Annotated in this window: 13 protein-coding genes; 10 read left to right on the top strand and 3 right to left on the bottom strand. The window is 63.8% G+C overall.

All coding sequences use genetic code 11. The features are described from left to right. Positions 1–3 precede the first annotated feature (3 nt). The gene (gene folP / locus AC07PT_RS17295) at positions 4–858 is read left to right on the top strand and encodes a dihydropteroate synthase (protein ID WP_492346337.1); all 855 of its coding nucleotides are present in this window, start codon (positions 4–6) and stop codon (positions 856–858) included. Positions 859–886: 28 nt separating this feature from the next. Further along, positions 887–2,221: a phosphoglucosamine mutase gene (glmM, locus tag AC07PT_RS17290; protein WP_492346338.1), complete on the top strand. Its 1,335-nt coding sequence runs from the start codon at positions 887–889 to the stop codon at positions 2,219–2,221. 33 nt (positions 2,222–2,254) lie between these two features. On the opposite strand, the gene AC07PT_RS17285 is transcribed toward glmM, so the two are convergent. Further along, the gene (locus AC07PT_RS17285; RefSeq protein ID WP_494657483.1) at positions 2,255–5,200 is read right to left on the bottom strand and encodes a bifunctional diguanylate cyclase/phosphodiesterase; all 2,946 of its coding nucleotides are present in this window, start codon (positions 5,198–5,200) and stop codon (positions 2,255–2,257) included. A gap of 308 nt (positions 5,201–5,508) precedes the next feature. Between AC07PT_RS17285 and AC07PT_RS17280 the strand changes: the two genes are divergently transcribed. From AC07PT_RS17280 to AC07PT_RS17265, 4 genes are all read left to right on the top strand, one after another. Beyond that, positions 5,509–6,357, top strand: coding sequence for a GNAT family N-acetyltransferase (locus AC07PT_RS17280; RefSeq protein ID WP_492346340.1), 849 nt, complete (start codon positions 5,509–5,511; stop codon positions 6,355–6,357). Then, positions 6,357–7,220 (top strand): UDP-2,3-diacylglucosamine diphosphatase, encoded by an 864-nt coding sequence (locus tag AC07PT_RS17275; protein WP_494657482.1) that lies wholly within the window; start codon positions 6,357–6,359, stop codon positions 7,218–7,220. Before AC07PT_RS17280 ends, AC07PT_RS17275 begins: the two co-directional genes overlap by 1 nt. Before the next feature lie 228 nt (positions 7,221–7,448). Then, positions 7,449–9,521 (top strand): polyphosphate kinase 1, encoded by a 2,073-nt coding sequence (gene ppk1, locus AC07PT_RS17270; RefSeq protein WP_494657555.1) that lies wholly within the window; start codon positions 7,449–7,451, stop codon positions 9,519–9,521. Between the two features lie 19 nt (positions 9,522–9,540). Then, the gene (locus AC07PT_RS17265) at positions 9,541–10,002 is read left to right on the top strand and encodes a SixA phosphatase family protein (RefSeq protein WP_494657481.1); all 462 of its coding nucleotides are present in this window, start codon (positions 9,541–9,543) and stop codon (positions 10,000–10,002) included. 34 nt (positions 10,003–10,036) lie between these two features. Here the strand turns inward: AC07PT_RS17265 and AC07PT_RS17260 are convergent, their stop codons facing one another. Together AC07PT_RS17260 and ppx are read right to left on the bottom strand one after the other, a co-directional pair. Then, the gene (locus AC07PT_RS17260; protein ID WP_494657480.1) at positions 10,037–10,723 is read right to left on the bottom strand and encodes a hypothetical protein; all 687 of its coding nucleotides are present in this window, start codon (positions 10,721–10,723) and stop codon (positions 10,037–10,039) included. A 165-nt stretch (positions 10,724–10,888) separates the two neighbouring features. Then, entirely contained in the window at positions 10,889–12,367 is a 1,479-nt protein-coding gene (ppx, locus tag AC07PT_RS17255; protein WP_494657479.1) for an exopolyphosphatase, read from the bottom strand. Between the two features lie 376 nt (positions 12,368–12,743). Here ppx and pstS point away from each other — a divergent pair, with 376 nt between their 5' ends. From pstS to pstB, 4 genes are all read left to right on the top strand, one after another. Next, positions 12,744–13,784, top strand: a complete 1,041-nt coding sequence (gene pstS / locus AC07PT_RS17250; RefSeq protein WP_494657478.1) for a phosphate ABC transporter substrate-binding protein PstS — start codon at positions 12,744–12,746, stop codon at positions 13,782–13,784. Positions 13,785–13,933: 149 nt separating this feature from the next. After that, positions 13,934–14,857, top strand: a complete 924-nt coding sequence (gene pstC, locus AC07PT_RS17245; protein WP_492346346.1) for a phosphate ABC transporter permease subunit PstC — start codon at positions 13,934–13,936, stop codon at positions 14,855–14,857. Further along, positions 14,854–15,741: a phosphate ABC transporter permease PstA gene (pstA, locus tag AC07PT_RS17240; RefSeq protein ID WP_492346347.1), complete on the top strand. Its 888-nt coding sequence runs from the start codon at positions 14,854–14,856 to the stop codon at positions 15,739–15,741. Before pstC ends, pstA begins: the two co-directional genes overlap by 4 nt. A gap of 15 nt (positions 15,742–15,756) precedes the next feature. Continuing rightward, complete coding sequence (gene pstB / locus AC07PT_RS17235; RefSeq protein WP_492346348.1) at positions 15,757–16,536, top strand: phosphate ABC transporter ATP-binding protein PstB; 780 nt, start codon at positions 15,757–15,759, stop codon at positions 16,534–16,536. The last annotated feature ends 5 nt before the right edge of the window (positions 16,537–16,541 follow it).

Below are 16,541 nucleotides of genomic sequence, written 5' to 3'. Positions count from 1 at the left end.
TGGATGTTTTGGCAGACTTCGCGTTTTCGGATCGACCTGAGTCGCCCGCAGGTGATGGGCATCGTCAACGTCACCCCCGACTCCTTCTCCGATGGCGGTCACCACGCCACGGCTGTTCAGGCCTTGCGGCATGCCGAGCAACTGCTGGCCCAAGGGGCAGATCTGCTGGACATCGGTGGTGAGTCCACGCGTCCGGGCAGCCCGGCGGTGTCGCTGGAGGATGAATTGGCCCGTGTGCTGCCCGTGGTACAGGACGCAGTGCGCCTGGGCGTGCCGGTGTCGGTCGATACCTACAAGCCCGAGGTGATGCAGGCCGTGCTGGACCTGGGTGCCGATGTCATCAACGACATCTGGGCCTTGCGGCAGGCCGGCGCACGTGAGGTCGTGGCCCGCCATCCGCGCTGCGGGGTCTGTCTGATGCACATGCACCGCGACCCTCAGACCATGCAGCTGGAACCTCTGGAAGGCGACGTCGTTCCTGCCGTGAACGCCTTTTTGCGACAAGAGCTCGATCGCCTGCTCGCATCGGGGGTGGACCCCGAGCGGGTGGTGCTGGACGCCGGAGTCGGCTTCGGCAAGACCGTGGCGCAGAATTTTGCTCTGCTGGCCCGCCAAAGTGAGCTGGATGTGCTGGGCCTGCCCTGGCTGGCGGGCTGGTCGCGCAAGTCGTCGCTGGGGGCCGTGACCCAATTGCCGGTGGAGCAGCGCCTGGTGCCGAGTACCACGGCGGCCGTGCTCGCCGTGGACCGGGGGGCCCGTGTGGTGCGAGTGCACGATGTGCGGGAGACCCGGGCCGCCTTGCAGGTGTGGCAGGCGGTTCGCGATGCCGAGAAACCAAGCATTCAACAAGCGGCCTGAGATTCACCGGGCCAGACGAGGGATTGACATGACACGACAGTATTTCGGCACCGACGGTATCCGAGGCACGGTGGGCCAGGCGCCCATCACCCCTGACTTTGTGTTGCGACTCGCCCATGCCGTGGGTCGGGTCCTGCGCCAAACCGAAAGCCGTCCCACCGTGCTGATCGGCAAGGACACCCGCATTTCAGGCTACATGCTGGAGAGCGCACTGGAATCCGGCTTCAATTCGGCCGGGGTTGACGTGGTATTGCTGGGCCCTCTGCCGACGCCCGGCGTGGCTTATCTGACCCGCGCCCAGCGCGCCAGCCTGGGCGTGGTCATCAGTGCCAGCCACAATCCGTTTCAGGACAATGGCATCAAGTTCTTCAGTGCCCAGGGCGCCAAGCTACCCGATGCCTGGGAGCTGGATGTGGAAGCCGCCCTGCAGGAAGCCCCCGTCTGGGTGGACTCGGCTTCGCTGGGCAAGACCCGGCGTCTCGACGATGCGGCCGGCCGCTACATCGAATTCTGCAAGAGCACCTTTCCCAACGAACTCACGCTCAAGGGCTTGCGCATCGTGGTGGACGCTGCCCACGGTGCGGCTTACCACATCGCCCCCAAGGTGTTTCATGAGTTGGGCGCCGAGGTGATTGCGCTGGGGTGCAACCCCGACGGCCTGAACATCAATCACGAAGTCGGTGCCACCCACCCGGATGCCCTGGTGCGATCTGTCCGGGCCAACCAGGCCGATCTCGGCGTGGCGCTGGATGGGGATGCCGATCGCCTGCAGATGGTCGATGCGACCGGGCGGCTCTACAACGGCGATGAACTGCTTTACCTGTTTGCCATGGACCGACTGGAGCGGGGCCTGCCAGTGCCTGGTGTTGTCGGCACCTTGATGACCAACATGGCGGTGGAGTTGGCGCTGCGTGAACACGGCGTTGATTTTGTGCGGGCCAAGGTGGGTGACCGCTATGTGCTCGAACAGCTTGAGCAAAGAGGCTGGACCCTGGGTGGCGAGGGCTCCGGACACCTGCTGGCCCTGGATCGCCACACCACGGGCGACGGCCTCATCAGTGCCTTGCAGGTGCTGCAGGCCTGCGTGCGTGGTGGTCGCACCCTGGCACAGTGGCTGGCACCAGTGACCTTGTTCCCGCAGACCCTGGTCAACGTCCGTCTGCGCCCGGGCCAGACCTGGCAGGACAACGCTTTGCTCAAGCAGGCCATTGCCCAGGCGGAGGCCGCTTTGGCGGGGCAGGGGCGGGTGTTGATCCGCCCCAGTGGCACAGAGCCACTACTGCGCGTGATGGTGGAGGCCCGCGATGCCAGCCTGGCCAGCTCGCTGGCCCATCAGATGGCCGACGCCGCGCGGGCTGGCTGAGCCGGCAGGCCTACCCACGGCCATGCCCCTGGTTCAGACGGCGGTGGCCAGCAGTGCCTGGTGGTGTTGCCTGACAAAGGTCTCGAATTCGTGGGCCGGCAAGGGGCGACTGAAGTGAAAGCCCTGGATTTCCTGGCACCCCTCTTGGCGCAAGAAGTCCATTTGCCAAGCGCTTTCCACCCCTTCTGCCAGGGTCACCATGTCCAGGGCCTGTGCCATGCTGATGATGGCCCGCACCAGGGCCCGGTCCTCGGGGTTGTTCTGCAGATCGTTGATGAAGGAGCGGTCAATCTTGAGCGTGCTCACCTGGAAGCGTTTGAGTTGGCTGAGTGACGAGTAGCCTGTGCCAAAGTCATCGATCAGCAGCCGGATGCCTTGCGCATGCAATCGGTCCATGATCTGGCTGGCCCCGACAGGATCCTCCAGCGCGACACCCTCGGTCAGTTCGAGCCCCACCAGATCAGGGGCAACGCCCGCTTCGTCGACCAGCCGCTTGACCAAATCAGGGAGCTGGGACTGACGGAACTGCACGGCAGACACGTTCACGGCCAGGGTCAATGGCGGCAGGCCCTGATCGACCCATTGCCGCAACTGGCCCAGTGCGGTGCGCAGCACCCATTCCCCCAAGCCCAGAATCAGGCCGGTGTCTTCTGCAATCGGAATGAACTCGGCTGGCGAAACAGCCCCCAGCTCCGGGTGGTTCCAACGCATCAAGGCTTCAGCGCCCACCACCGCACCGGTGTTCAGGTCGAGCTGGGGTTGGTAGTGCAAGCTCAACTGTCCGCGCTCCTGGGCCCGTCGCAAGGCGTTCTCCAGCACCAGGACCCGATTGGCGTCGGCCTGGATCGCATCGGTGAACAGGCAATACTGGTTTCGGCCGCTGCGCTTGGCACGGTACATGGCCGCGTCCGCCCGCTGCTGCAGCGCCTGGAAATCGGTGCCGTGTTGCGGGAACAGGGCCACGCCAATCGACAAGGTCACGTTGAGCTCATGGCCTCCTGCCATGAAAGCCTCGGTCGCCAGATCCAGCACTGCCTGGGCCAATTTCTGTGCCTCGGGCGCCTGCGCCTGGCCAATCAGCAACACGAACTCATCCCCTCCCAGGCGAGCCACGGTGTCTGGTTCGGTCACCAGATCGTGCAAGCGGCGGGCGAATTCAAGCAGCAGCTGATCCCCGACTCCGTGGCCCAGGGAGTCGTTCACGTTCTTGAAATGATCAATGTCCAGGAAGAAGACGGCGAAACCCTGGCCGGTGCGCCGGGCCGTATTCAAGGCCGCCTGGCTTCGCTCCTGGAGCAAGGTCCGGTTGGGCAGCCCAGTGAGGGGGTCAAAGTAGGCCAGGCTCCGGATGCGTTCTTCAGATTGCTTTTGCAGGGTGATGTCACGAAAGGCCGCGATGTAGTGGCTGGTCTGGCCTTGGGGCGACACCAGACTGCTCACGGACAGCCACTGCAGGTAGCGGCTGCGGTCTTTGCGCTGGTTCCAGGCCTCGCCTTCCCAATGGCCGTGCTGGTGAATGGCAGCGCGCACCAGGTGCACGAAGCGGTCGTCCTCACGGTGCGCAGCGAGCAACTTGGCGGGTCTGCCAAGCACCTCCTGGCGTTTAAATCCGGTCAAGGTGCAGAACGCCTGATTGACCATCATGATGTGCTCATGCGCATCGGTCACGACGAAGGCGTCGCTGCTGAGTTCGAACACCTTGGCGGTCAGGCGCAGCATCTCCTGGTCCATCTGCCGTCGTGTGACGTCTCGCACCACTGCCACGAACCTCGGCATGGCCCCTGCAGACACGGCTGATCGGGCCACAGACAGTTCGAATTCATGGGGGCCGTCCTCATGGTGCAGCACGAACAGACGCCCCCCCGACCATCCCAGTCGATGGGCTTCATCCAGGGCGCTCATCACCTCTTTGCTGGCTTCCGCATCAAGGGTCTCCTGCAGGGGGCGGCCTACCACCAGTTCGGTGTGAAGAACACCGGTGCCATAGACGGGCACCTGCGCCCCCAGGCACAGGCCTTCCAGGTCGAACTCGAACATGGGGTCGGGTACGGCCTGCAGCGTGGCCTGCAGATGCTGTTGTGCGGCTTCGATTTCGGCCGTGCGGGTGGCAACCTGGGTCTCCAGCCAGCGCTCCTGCAGCCTCTGGCGCGCCAGCAGATACACCAGGTACCCCAGCAGCATCGAGACCAGGGTCGCACCCAGTCCATGAACCAAGTGGTTCAGGGGGGACGTCCAGCCGTCAGCCGGACTGACGCTGAGGTGCCATTCGGCATTGGGCAGTGCAATCGTCCGCTCGACGGGCTGATCCAGCAAGCCGTGGCCGCCTTCGGCGATCACCTGTCTGGCGCCGGTGTCGGGTGCGGTCCGCCACAGTTGGTAGACAAAGCCGCGTTCGCTCAAACGGGGCAGTTGAGCCTGGTTCAAGACGGGGTCCAATCGAATGGTCACGTTGGTGAAACCCCAGAAACTGTCTTGGCCTGTGCCGTCGGGCAAGAACACGGGCAGGCGCCCCACCACACCCACCCCACCTTGAACCAGCTTCAGGGGGCCGGCCATGCTGAGCTGCTTGGCCTGCCGGGCCCGCAGCGCTTCATCGCGTTGCAGCGGGTCTTCCAGCGGGTTGAAGCCGATCGCACGCTCATTGCCCGCCAGGGGGACCACTTGACTGATCCGCCCCCCGGGCCCGAGCCCCAGCATGGTGACCCCGGGATGAAATTTGAGCAGCATCTCCCCTGCCGCATCGAACTGACTCACATTGCCGCGGCTTTGCTGCACCAGCGCGGCCAAGGCGTAGTTGGCGGCCAGTGCCTGCTCCAATGCGCGCTGCACGGCCTGGGCATGGTCATTGGCCAGATCGGACAAACGGGCGATGGCTTCGCTTCGCTCGTGGTTTTGCAAGACCTGGACCAAGGCCACGGAGGCCGCCATGGAAAGCAGGAAGGTCAGCAGTGCTGCAGTCCAGGGTTTCACGGAGGGCATGGCGGCAAAGGTGCGTAGGTGAACTGGGTTGATTATGCCGTTCACCCTGCTGAGAAGACCGTCAGACCACAGGGCTTCCTGGGCACCCAGGGCAGTGTCACGGTTTTGCCATGCCCATGACATGACCCGGTCATCGCGGCTGAAGAGACTTCCCCCCAGAGCAGCTGGCTGTCCTCGTCCTGGTGTGATCCGGCGCGGCGCCGAGCTTGCAACGGTGGGGTAGGCCACGTTGGGTGGCGGCCCCTTTCAGCATTCGGTGTGCGGCTGACCAGGTGCAGCCCCGCCTGTCAGTCGCCCAGGAGCCCACGATGAAAGAGTTGCCCAACCCGACCTTCCCGCTGTCGCCGATTGCCTTGCCTCGGGGGTCGCTTCATCGAGGCGACCACTCAGCTGAGCGCCCGCACGGCGCTGCGGATGCGTCAACTGGGCGCGGGGGTATTCAGGTTTCGTGGGCGCGACACCTTGACGAAGTGCGTGAAGCCCAGCGCCTGAGGTTCGACATCTTCGCCGGTGAGATGGGCGCCCGCCTGGCCACCTCGGTGCCCGGTCACGACGTGGATTTGTTCGACGACTACTGCGAGCATCTGCTGGTGCGTGAGCAGCACAGTGGCAAGGTGATCGGAACCTACCGTGTGCTGACCCCGGTCCAGGCCAAGCGCATCGGCAGCACCTACAGCGACATGGAGTTCGACCTGACCCGCCTGCGCATGCTGCGCTCGCGCATGGTCGAGCTGGGCCGCAGCTGCGTGCACCCCGAGCACCGCCAGGGCGGCGTGATCATGGCTTTGTGGGGCGCTTTGGCCGAGTTCATGGTGCGCAACCAACTCGACACCATGATCGGCTGTGCCAGCATTCCCATGCTGCACAACGGGGTGGTCAGTGGCGACGCAGCGGCCAGCATCTGGCGCCAACTGCGTGACACGCACCTGGCCCCCATCGAGTACCACGTGCTGCCTCGCCTGGCCTTGCCGGTCGAACAGCTCGATGACAGCCTGCAGATCGAGCCGCCAGCGCTGATCAAGGGCTACCTGCGCCTGGGGGCCAAAGTGCTGGGTGCACCCGCCTGGGACCCTGACTTCAACACCGCCGATCTGCCCATGCTCATGCGCATCTCCGACCTGCCGTCACGCTACCGCAAGCACTTTCTGGGTGTCTGATGAGAACCAGCTTCGAGGCGCTGAACCAGTGGGCCACTCAGGGCCCGCCCACTGAAGTCGAGACGGATCCGGGCGGGGACGAGGGGCGCAACCGGGTGCGAGCCGTGTTCATCTCCGACCTGCACCTGGGTACCCCGGGCTGCCAGGCCGAGGCACTGCTCGACTTCCTCAAGCACCACCCCAGCGACACCCTGTATCTGGTGGGGGACATCATTGACGGTTGGCAGTTGCGCCGCCGCTGGTTCTGGCCCCAGGCTCACAACGACGTGGTGCAGAAGCTGTTGCGACGGGCCCGCAAGGGGTGTCAGATCATCTTCATTCCGGGCAACCACGACGAATTTGCCCGCGGCTTTGTCGGGCATTCCTTTGGGGGCATCGAGGTGGTCGAGCAGGCCATCCACACCACCTTGGACGGCCGCCGCCTCTGGGTCATCCATGGCGATCATTTCGATGGTGTGATCCAGTGTGCCAAGTGGCTTGCCTACCTGGGCGACAACCTTTATGAATTGCTGCTGCGCTTGAACCGGCACCTCAACAACCTGCGGGGCCGGCTGGGTCTGCCTTACTGGTCCCTCTCGGCCTACCTCAAGGGCAAGGTCAAGAAGGCGTTGAATTACGTGATGGACTTCGAGGTGGCCGTGGCCACCGAGGCGCGACGCCGGGGTCTCGATGGGGTGGTGTGCGGGCACATCCACCGGGCCGAAATGCGCACCATCCAGGGCACGCTGTACTGCAACGATGGCGATTGGGTGGAAAGCCACACGGCCTTGGTCGAGCACTTTGATGGTCGACTCGAATTGGTGCACTGGAACCCGAGCCTGGGCCAGCCGCACGGGACGGCGATCAACGCGCTCAGTGTCTGAGTCGGCCCTCTATTGATAAAGTGGAACCCATTGGTCGAAAATCGACTTGTCATGCATTTGTCATCAAAAGGCCGGGCTCGGTATGAATAATGTTGGCGACCTGTTCCTGCCCTGCCGGGTCGGCGGGTTGCCTTCCGTCTGAGTGCCGCCACCCGGCGTCAGCCGGCATGCTTGTCTGAGGTTTCTTGCTTGTCCATCTCCGCTACGTCATCCCCATCCGAACCTGCCGTGCCCGACACGGTGCAGCCGTTCCCTTTGCTGGATCGCGATCACAGCATCCTGGCCTTCAACGACCGTGTGCTGGACTGGGCCCGCCGCGGCGATGTGCCGCTGCTGGAGCGGCTTCGTTTTCTGTGCATCGTGTCGTCCAACCTCGACGAGTTTTTCGAGGTGCGTGTGGCGCCGCACCTGATTGCCCTGCAATTGCGCGATCCGCGCGGCACCTACAGCAGCAACTCGTTTGAGGCCCTGTCGGAGCGTGCCCATGATCTGGTCGAACGCCAATACAAGCTCTACAACGACCAGTTGACGCCCGCGCTGGCGCGCCTGGGCATCCGCATCGTCTCTCACGGCGAGCGCAATGCCGAGCAACGCCGCTGGGTGCACGATTACTTCGAGCGCGAGGTGCGCCCCCTGCTGGTGCCGGTGGGCCTGGACCCCGCGCACCCGTTCCCCCAGGTGGCCAACAAGTCGCTCAATTTCATTGTTCGCCTGCGAGGCCAGGACGCCTTTGGGCGCGAGAACGAAGTGGCCATCGTCAAGGTGCCTCGGGTGCTGCCCCGGGTCATCCGCATGCCAGCCCGGGTGGCGGGCAAGGGGGTCAGCTTCGTCAGCCTGTCCAGCGTCATCCGGGCGCATCTGCACGATCTGTTTGCCGGCCGCGAAGTGACCGAGTTCTCGCAGTTCCGGGTCACGCGCCACTCCGACCTGGCCTTTGATGAAGAAGATGTGCGTGACTTGCGTGCCGCGCTGCGCCAGGGCCTGGAGCACCGCAACTACGGCCAGGCCGTGCGGCTTGAGGTGTCGGCTGGTTGCTCCAAATTCCTGTCCGACTTCCTGTTGTCCCAGTTCAGTCTGCCGGTGGGGGCGCTCTACCGTGTGCACGGTCCGGTCAACCTGGTTCGCCTGACGCAGCTCATCGATCTGATGACCGAGCCCTCGCTGCTGTTTCCGGCCTGGAAGGCCGCACTGCCGCGTCAGTTGCAGCATGGCACCTCGATTTTTGAGCAGGTGGCGCAGCGGGATGTGCTGATCCACCAGCCCTTTGAGAGCTTTGACGGCGTGCTGGGCTTTTTGCGCGAGGCCGTCAACGACCCTCAGGTGCTGGCCATCAAGCAAACCATCTACCGCACCGGGTCTGATTCAGAGTTGATGGAGCTGTTGCGCGAAGGGGTGCGCCGCGGCAAGGAAGTGACGGCCGTGGTCGAGCTGAAGGCCCGTTTTGACGAAGAGGCCAACATCAACTGGGCCGAGGCACTTGAGTCCATCGGTGCCCAGGTGGTCTACGGGGTGGTGGGGCTCAAGACCCACGCCAAGATGCTGCTCGTGACCCGTCGCGAGGGCCGCGTGCTGCGCCGCTACGGGCACCTCTCCACGGGCAACTACAACCCCCGCACCGCGCGCCTCTACACCGACCTGAGTTACCTCACGGCCAACCCGGATCTGACCTCCGAGATGGACCAGGTGTTCTCTCATCTGGCCAGCCAGAACCGCCTGCCTCGCCTCAAGCACCTGTGGGTGGCACCCTTCCATCTGCACGCCAAGACCCTGGAGGCCATTCGCCAGGTGGGTCTGGCGGCCGAGCGAGGCGAGGGGGGGCGCATCGTCGCCAAGATGAACGCCTTGACCGACGAGCCCCTGATCCGCGCACTCATCGAGGCGGGTCAGCGCGGGGCCCGCATCGACCTGATCATCCGCGGCGCCTGCATGTTGCCCGCGGGCGTCCCGGGGCAGACCGACAACATCCGGGTGCGTTCCATCATCGGGCGCTTTCTCGAGCATTCCCGGGTCTTCTATTACCGCATGGGCGAGCAAGAGCATCTCTACCTGTCCAGCGCCGACTGGATGAACCGCAACATGCTGCGCCGGGTCGAGGTGTCGTGGCCCGTCCATGACCCAGAACTGCGCCAACGCATCATTGACGAATGCCTGGTCGGCTACCTGTGCGACGACCGTGATGCCTGGACTTTGGGTGCCGATGGCGTCTACCAGCGGGTTGCTCCGTTGGGGGATGTGGCCCACGGTGTCCAGCAGGCCCTGATGGACCGTTACGGCAGCGACCCCAAACCCAAGAAAACCTGACCTGGAGTGAGTGACCCCCATGGACCTGATCTTGTGGCGACATGCCGAAGCTGAAGACGATGCCGGGGCCATGGAAGACCTGGCCCGCAACCTCACCCCCAGGGGGGAGAAGCAGGCCATGCGCATGGCGGCCTGGCTGGATCGCCAACTGCCCGAGGGCTTGAGGGTGTTGTGCAGCCCCGCCCGGCGCACTGAGCAGACGGCGCTGGCCCTGGGTCGCAAGTACAAATTGCGCGCCGAACTGCTGCCCGGGGGGCAGGTGTCGGATCTGCTCGAGTTGGTGCAATGGCCTCGTCAACGAGGGGCCGTGCTGGTGATCGGACACCAGCCCATGCTGGGCCAGACCGTGGCCCATCTGCTGGGCTTGCCTGAGGGGGAGTGCTCGGTGCGCAAGGGGGCGGTCTGGTGGCTGCGCCACCGGGAACGGCAAGGCGAATCTCAGACCGTGGTGGTCACGGTCCAGATTCCGGAGCTGCTGTAACCCCCAGCCCCCGATTTGACCGGGGGCGACTCTGTCAGGCTTTGCCGGCCTTCTTGGGGGCCACAGCAGCCGGCTTTTCGGCGGCGGGACGGCCTGTCTTGATCGAAGGAATGGCCTTCAGGGCTTTCAGGAAGGCTTCTTGACCCAGGCCGGCCAACAAACGCACGCCTGCGCGCAGGATCTCGCTCTTCTTGGGGCTGTGGGCCAGCAGGTGGGCGCGTTGCTTCAGGTCGGCCAGCACGTCGTACTCATCCTTGGGGATGGTGAAACTGTCGCGCACCAGCTTCGCCTTCTTGGCCTTCAGTTCGGGCTCGGCAGCCTTCTTGGGCTTGCTGTCCTTGATCTTCTTGGGGGCTTCGACCTTCGCCTTGGGCGGTGCGGGCACGGGCGCGGCGACAGCCACCGGCGCGGCCTTGGGCTTGGCGGCAGGCTTGCTCACGGCCTTCTTGGGGGCGGGGCTGGCCTTGATGGCTTTGGTGTCCTTGGCGGGGGCCTTGGCCGGAGCCGCAGCCTTGGCCTTGGCAGGTGTGGCGGCCTTGGCCGGAGCGGCTGCCTTCACGGGGGCGGCGGGCACCGCCTTGGGGGCGGGCTTGGCGGCCGGCTTTTCGGCCGCCTTGCTCACCGGGGCGCTGGCAGGGGCAGCCGCCGTCACGGGCGTTGCGACCACGGGGGTGGCCACGGGGGTTGTCGGGGTCTCTTTTTTGTCGCTGGTGCTGGTCATCAACATTCCTTGAGTGAATCGGTATAAACAGTATATACGGTTTAATTCGATGTTTGTAAGGCTGCGGTGATGCCAGTCGGGTGCCTGCACCCGGCATGAAAAAACCCCCGGTCACCGCAAGGTGCCGGGGGCTCATGGGATGGCCGGTCGGCTGGGGCAGCGCGCTCAGGACACCAGCAGATCCAGCGACCAGGGTGTCTTTTGCCAGGCGATCGCTTCCTCGCGCAGCAGGTGGGCCGATTGCGGGTATTGCTGGCACCAGGCCTGGCTCAGGTGCAGGGTGTAGGCCATGCCGTCACAGGCCAGCTCCAGCGGGGCCAGATCGGGGGTGCGCCGGGCGTGGCACAGGGCCACGGCCAGGCGCAGGCAAAGCAACTGCGCCACAAAGGCCGCGTCGCTGAAATCGGCCTCCAGTTTGCGCAGCTTGCCGCGGTGACCCAGGATCAGCAGGCTGAGCCGGTGGAGTTCGGGCAGGGCAAAGCCCGGTGCATCGGTGTTGTCCAGAATGTAGGCGCCGTGCCGGTGGTAATCACTGTGCGAGATCTGAATGCCGATCTCGTGCAGGCTGGCAGCCCAGGCCAGCTTGCGTTCGGCACGCTCGTCCAGCGGGCTTTCGACCTGCTGGTAAAGCGCCAGTGCCGCGTCTCGCACGCGCTCTGCCTGGGCCAGGTCGACCTGAAAACGTTCACACAGTGACACCACCGTGGTGGCGCGCAAGTCGGTGTGGGGCTGTTCGCGGTCCAGCAGGTCGTACAGCACGCCCTGGCGCAAGGCACCTTGGGCCACGTGCATTTCATCAATGCCCAACAGGTCAAAAATGGCCGTGAGCACGCTGACCCCACCGCCAATGACGGCGCGGCGGTCGTCTTTCAAACCTTCCATGCGCACCCGTTCTGCGCTTTGGGCGCGCAGCAGGCGCTCCTTGAGCCAATGCAGCGCGCTGCGGGTGATGATGCCGCCAGGTTCACCGGCAGCGGCAAGGACGTCGGCCACGGCACCGACCGTACCGGAGGAGCCGTAGGCGATGTCCCAACTGTCGCGGCGGTAGCTGTCCAGGGCTTCGTCGAGCACGGCCTTGGCCGCGATCTCGGCGGTCATGAAGGCCTGTTGGGTGAACAGGCCCTGGGGAAAATATTTCATTGACCAGGCGACGCTGCCCACGCGGTACGACGCCATCATGTGGGCGTTGTACTGCTGGCCCAGAATCATTTCGGTAGAGCGCCCTCCGATATCGATCACCAATCTACGCTCATCCGACTGGGGCAGCAGTCGTGCCACGCCCTGGTAGATCAGGCGGGCCTCCTCGGGGCCCGAGATCACGTCAATCGGAAAACCCAGGATCTCGGTGGCCCGGGTCAGGAAGTCGTCCCGATTGCGGGCTTCACGCAGGGTCTGGGTGGCCACCGCACGCACCTGGGTGCGCGGAAATCCGGCCAGACGTTCTGCAAAGCGGGCCAGGCAATCCCAGCCGCGTTGCATGGCCTCGGCACGAAGCCGACGCTCCTCGTCCAGGCCGCTGCCCTGACGAACTGTTTCCTTCAGGTATTCGCTGCGCTGGATCTGGCCGTGTTGCAGGCGGCCAATTTCAAGTCTGAAGCTGTTCGACCCCAGGTCGACAGCGGCAATGAGTGTTCCGTTTTGCATTTGTTGGCAGCGCTTGGGTCCGGTCACTCTGCGGCGGCAGCTGAGTTCGTCGCCGCTTGCGTACTGGGCTGTGAAGAGAGGGGGTTCGGGTTCCGGAGTCTGTCGAGGCAAGTTCGCTGGATATCGGACTCCCGCCTGCGTGGCGGCTGAACCTGACAGCAGCGATTGTGGCTGCGACCGACAGGACACCAACCGACGACCCCGTATTTTTCACGCGTTTCGCAGTCTAGAAGCCGTTTATGACAGTTGGGTGACCGAATTTGCGCTGATTGTGACAAAAAATCGGGATCTTCAGCCTCTTTGGGGCCTGTCACGCAACTGTCATCAAGGCCCACTAGAGTCCAGTCAACTCTCCAACCCACCAAGGTGAATTGAAATGACCTGGACGATTCGTATGGCTGTTGCCGGCGCCGTTGCCGCTTTGCTCTCTCCCGCCAGTTGGGCGCAACAGGAAGCCACCGGCGCAGGTGCCAGCTTCCCGGCCCCCCTCTACTCGAAGTGGGCGGCCGATTACAACAAGGCCACCGGCGTGAAGATCAACTACCAATCGGTGGGTTCGGGTGCCGGCATCCGTCAGATCGAAGCCAAGACGGTGGACTTCGGCGCCTCCGACGCCCCGTTGACCGATGACGACCTCAAGGCCAAGGGCCTGGTGCAATTCCCCACCGTGATTGGCGGCGTGGTGCCGGTGATCAACGTCAAGGGCCTGACCCCGGGCCAACTGAAGCTGACCGGCGCTGTGCTGGCCGACATCTACCTGGGCAAGATCTCCCACTGGAATGATGCCGCCATCAAGTCGCTGAACCCAGGCCTCGCCCTGCCGGATTCGCCGATCGCCGTGGTGCGTCGCGCCGACGGCTCGGGTACCAGCTTCATCTTCACGAACTACCTGAGCAAGGTCAGCCCCGAGTGGAAGAGCAAGGTCGGTGAAGGCACTGCTGTGAACTGGCCCACCGGTGCGGGTGGCAAGGGCAATGAAGGCGTGGCCGCCTTCCTGGGTCGCCTGCCGGATTCCATCGGCTACCTCGAGTACGCCTATGTGAAGCAGAACAAGCTCAACTATGTGCAGATGCAGAACGCAGCCGGCACCTATGTGGCTCCGGACGACCTGACCTTCAAGGCTGCCGCTGCGGGCGCCACCTGGAGCAAGAGCTTCTACCAGATCCTGACCAATCAGCCGGGCAAGGATTCCTGGCCCATCACGGGCGCCACCTTCATCCTGATGCACAAGAAGCAGGACAAGCCGGCCCAGGCCACCACCGCTCTGAAGTTCTTTGACTGGGCTTACAAGAGCGGCGACAAGACCGCTGTTGACCTGGACTACGTGCCCATGCCCGACAGCGTCAAGGAAGTGATCCTGAAGTCCTGGAGCGAGATCCGCGAAGCGGCTGGCGACAAGCCGGTCGCCTTCAAGTGAGTCGCGGTTTCTGACCTCAGCCTCAGACCTGCTTTCGGGACTTAGTCGTGTCCACTACACTGCCGGTCAACCATGCCCCACCCGCCTCGGTGGGGCGTGCTCAACCTATGACCACACCTCCATCTCCCCGCCCTTTGTTGTCGGGTGCCATGGCTGACCGTCTTTTTGGCTGGTTGGCCAAAGGCGCTGCCATTCTGACCCTGGGCCTTCTTTTCGGCATTTTGCTGTCGCTGGTTTTCGGCGCCTGGCCCTCAATTGAAAAGTACGGCCTGAGTTTCCTCGTGCGCAGCGTCTGGGATCCGGTCCAGTCCGATTTTGGCGGTCTGGTGATGATCTACGGCACGCTGGCCACCTCGCTGATCGCGCTGGCCATTGCCGTGCCGGTCAGCTTCGGCATTGCCCTGTTCCTGACCGAGCTTTCGCCGGCCTGGCTCAAGCGCCCCTTGGGCACCGCCATCGAGCTGTTGGCAGCGGTTCCCTCCATCGTTTATGGCATGTGGGGCCTGATGGTGTTTGGCCCCATTCTGGCGCGCTTCGTGCAACAGCCCCTCCAGGCCTTGTTGAAGGGGGTGCCGCTGCTGGGCTCGTTTGTCTCCGGCCCGCCGGTGGGCATCGGCATTTTGTCGGCCGGCATCATCCTCGCCATCATGATCATTCCCTTCATTGCCTCGGTGATGCGTGATGTGTTCGAAGTGACGCCACCCCTGCTCAAGGAATCCGCCTACGGCCTGGGGTCCACGACCTGGGAAGTGGTCTGGAAGGTGGTTCTGCCTTACACCAAGACCGGTGTTCTGGGCGGGGTCATGCTGGGCCTGGGCCGGGCTCTGGGCGAGACCATGGCCGTCACCTTTGTGATCGGCAACATGAATCAGCTCAACTCGCTGAGTGTCTTCGAGGCTGCCAACAGCATCACCTCGGCATTGGCCAACGAGTTCGCTGAAGCGGGCGAGGGCCTGCACCAGGCTTCGCTGATCTACCTGGGTCTCGTGCTGTTTTTCATCACCTTCGTGGTGCTGGCCCTGTCCAAGGTGCTGCTGATGCAACTCAAGAAGAACGAAGGAGCCCGCTCATGAATACAGCAGCTTCTTCGGCACTGGCTGAGCGCACGGCGCTGGCCGCGGTGCGCCAGGCGCGCTACGCCAGCCGCAAGCGGGTCAACACCATGGCCCTGGCCTTGTCGCTGGCAGCCATGGCCTTTGGCGTGTTCTGGCTGATCTGGATTCTCTGGGAGACGGTTCGCCTGGGCTTTGGTGGCCTGAGCGTGGCCTTGTTCACCCAGTCCACGCCACCGCCGAACGAGGTGGGTGGCATTGCCAACGCGATCTTCGGCTCGCTGGTGATGGTGGTCGTTTCGACCTTCATCGGCACGCCCATCGGCATCATGGCCGGCGTCTACCTCGCTGAGTACGACACCAAGAGCTGGCTGGCCTCGACCACGCGCTTCGTCAACGACATTCTGTTGTCGGCGCCCAGCATCGTGATCGGCCTGTTTGTCTACGCCATCGTGGTGGCCCGTTTCAAGAGCTTCTCGGGCTGGGCCGGCATCATCGCCCTGGCACTGATCGTGATCCCGGTGGTCATCCGGACCACCGAGAACATGCTCACGCTGGTGCCTTCGGCGCTGCGCGAGGCCGCCTACGCCTTGGGCACGCCCAAGTGGAAGGTGATCATCACGATCACGCTGCGCGCTGCCAAGTCGGGCGTGATCACCGGGGTGTTGCTGGCAGTGGCCCGCATCTCGGGCGAGACCGCCCCCTTGCTGTTCACCGCGCTGAACAATCAATTCTGGAACTCGGACCTGTCCAAACCCATGGCCAGCCTGCCCGTGACCATCTTCAAATTTGCGATGAGCCCGTACGAAAACTGGCAGCAACTGGCCTGGGCAGGCGTGTTCCTGATCACCATGGCGGTGCTGGGGCTCAACATCCTGGCGCGCGTGCTGACCCGTCAGAAGTAAAGGCAAGGATTTTTCATGACCACATTCACCGTGCCCGACGAGCAAGCCAAGATTGCGGTGCGCAACCTGAACTTCTACTACGGCAAATTCCATGCCCTCAAGGGCATCAACCTGAACATTCCCGAGAAGAAGGTCACCGCCTTCATCGGCCCGTCGGGTTGCGGCAAGTCGACCCTGCTGCGCACCTTCAACCGCATGTTCGAGCTGTACCCCGAGCAACGGGCCGAAGGCGAGATCGTGCTGGATGGCGAGAACCTGCTCACCTCCAAGCAGGACGTGGCCCTGATCCGTGCCAAGGTCGGCATGGTGTTTCAGAAGCCGACGCCCTTCCCGATGTCGATCTACGACAACATCGCCTTCGGTGTGAAGCTGTTTGAGAACCTCAGCGCCACCGACATGGATGATCGCGTTGAATGGGCCTTGCGCAAGGCGGCACTCTGGACCGAGGTGAAGGACAAGCTCAACCAGAGCGGTTCGGGCCTGTCCGGTGGCCAGCAGCAGCGTCTGTGCATCGCCCGCGGCATCGCCATCAAGCCTGAGGTTCTGTTGCTTGACGAGCCCTGCTCGGCGCTTGATCCGATCTCCACCGCCAAGGTGGAAGAGCTGATCGCCGAATTGAAGGATGACTACACCGTGGTCATCGTGACCCACAACATGCAGCAGGCGGCACGCTGCAGCGACTACACCGCCTACATGTACCTGGGCGATCTGGTCGAGTTCGGCGAGACGGAACAGATGTTCTTCAAGCCCACCCGCAAAGAAACAGAAGACTACATCACAGGCCGTTTCGGTTGAGGAGG

The sequence above is a fragment of the Curvibacter sp. GW821-FHT09D12 genome, assembly GCF_059416245.1.
Note: the sequence above shows the minus strand (reverse complement) of the source record. Positions and strands in the feature narration are given on the sequence as shown.

Bases quoted from the DNA above. Each gene is read 5' to 3' on its own strand.
- pstB (WP_492346348.1), top strand. From the start codon at position 15,757: ATGACCACATTCACCGTGCCCGACGAGCAAGCCAAGATTGCGGTGCGC.
- pstS (WP_494657478.1), top strand. From the start codon at position 12,744: ATGACCTGGACGATTCGTATGGCTGTTGCCGGCGCCGTTGCCGCTTTG.
- pstA (WP_492346347.1), top strand. From the start codon at position 14,854: ATGAATACAGCAGCTTCTTCGGCACTGGCTGAGCGCACGGCGCTGGCC.
- ppx (WP_494657479.1), bottom strand. From the start codon at position 12,367: ATGCAAAACGGAACACTCATTGCCGCTGTCGACCTGGGGTCGAACAGC.
- AC07PT_RS17280 (WP_492346340.1), top strand. From the start codon at position 5,509: ATGAAAGAGTTGCCCAACCCGACCTTCCCGCTGTCGCCGATTGCCTTG.
- glmM (WP_492346338.1), top strand. From the start codon at position 887: ATGACACGACAGTATTTCGGCACCGACGGTATCCGAGGCACGGTGGGC.
- pstC (WP_492346346.1), top strand. From the start codon at position 13,934: ATGGCTGACCGTCTTTTTGGCTGGTTGGCCAAAGGCGCTGCCATTCTG.
- AC07PT_RS17275 (WP_494657482.1), top strand. From the start codon at position 6,357: ATGAGAACCAGCTTCGAGGCGCTGAACCAGTGGGCCACTCAGGGCCCG.
- folP (WP_492346337.1), top strand. From the start codon at position 4: ATGTTTTGGCAGACTTCGCGTTTTCGGATCGACCTGAGTCGCCCGCAG.
- AC07PT_RS17285 (WP_494657483.1), bottom strand. From the start codon at position 5,200: ATGCCCTCCGTGAAACCCTGGACTGCAGCACTGCTGACCTTCCTGCTT.
- AC07PT_RS17265 (WP_494657481.1), top strand. From the start codon at position 9,541: ATGGACCTGATCTTGTGGCGACATGCCGAAGCTGAAGACGATGCCGGG.
- AC07PT_RS17260 (WP_494657480.1), bottom strand. From the start codon at position 10,723: ATGACCAGCACCAGCGACAAAAAAGAGACCCCGACAACCCCCGTGGCC.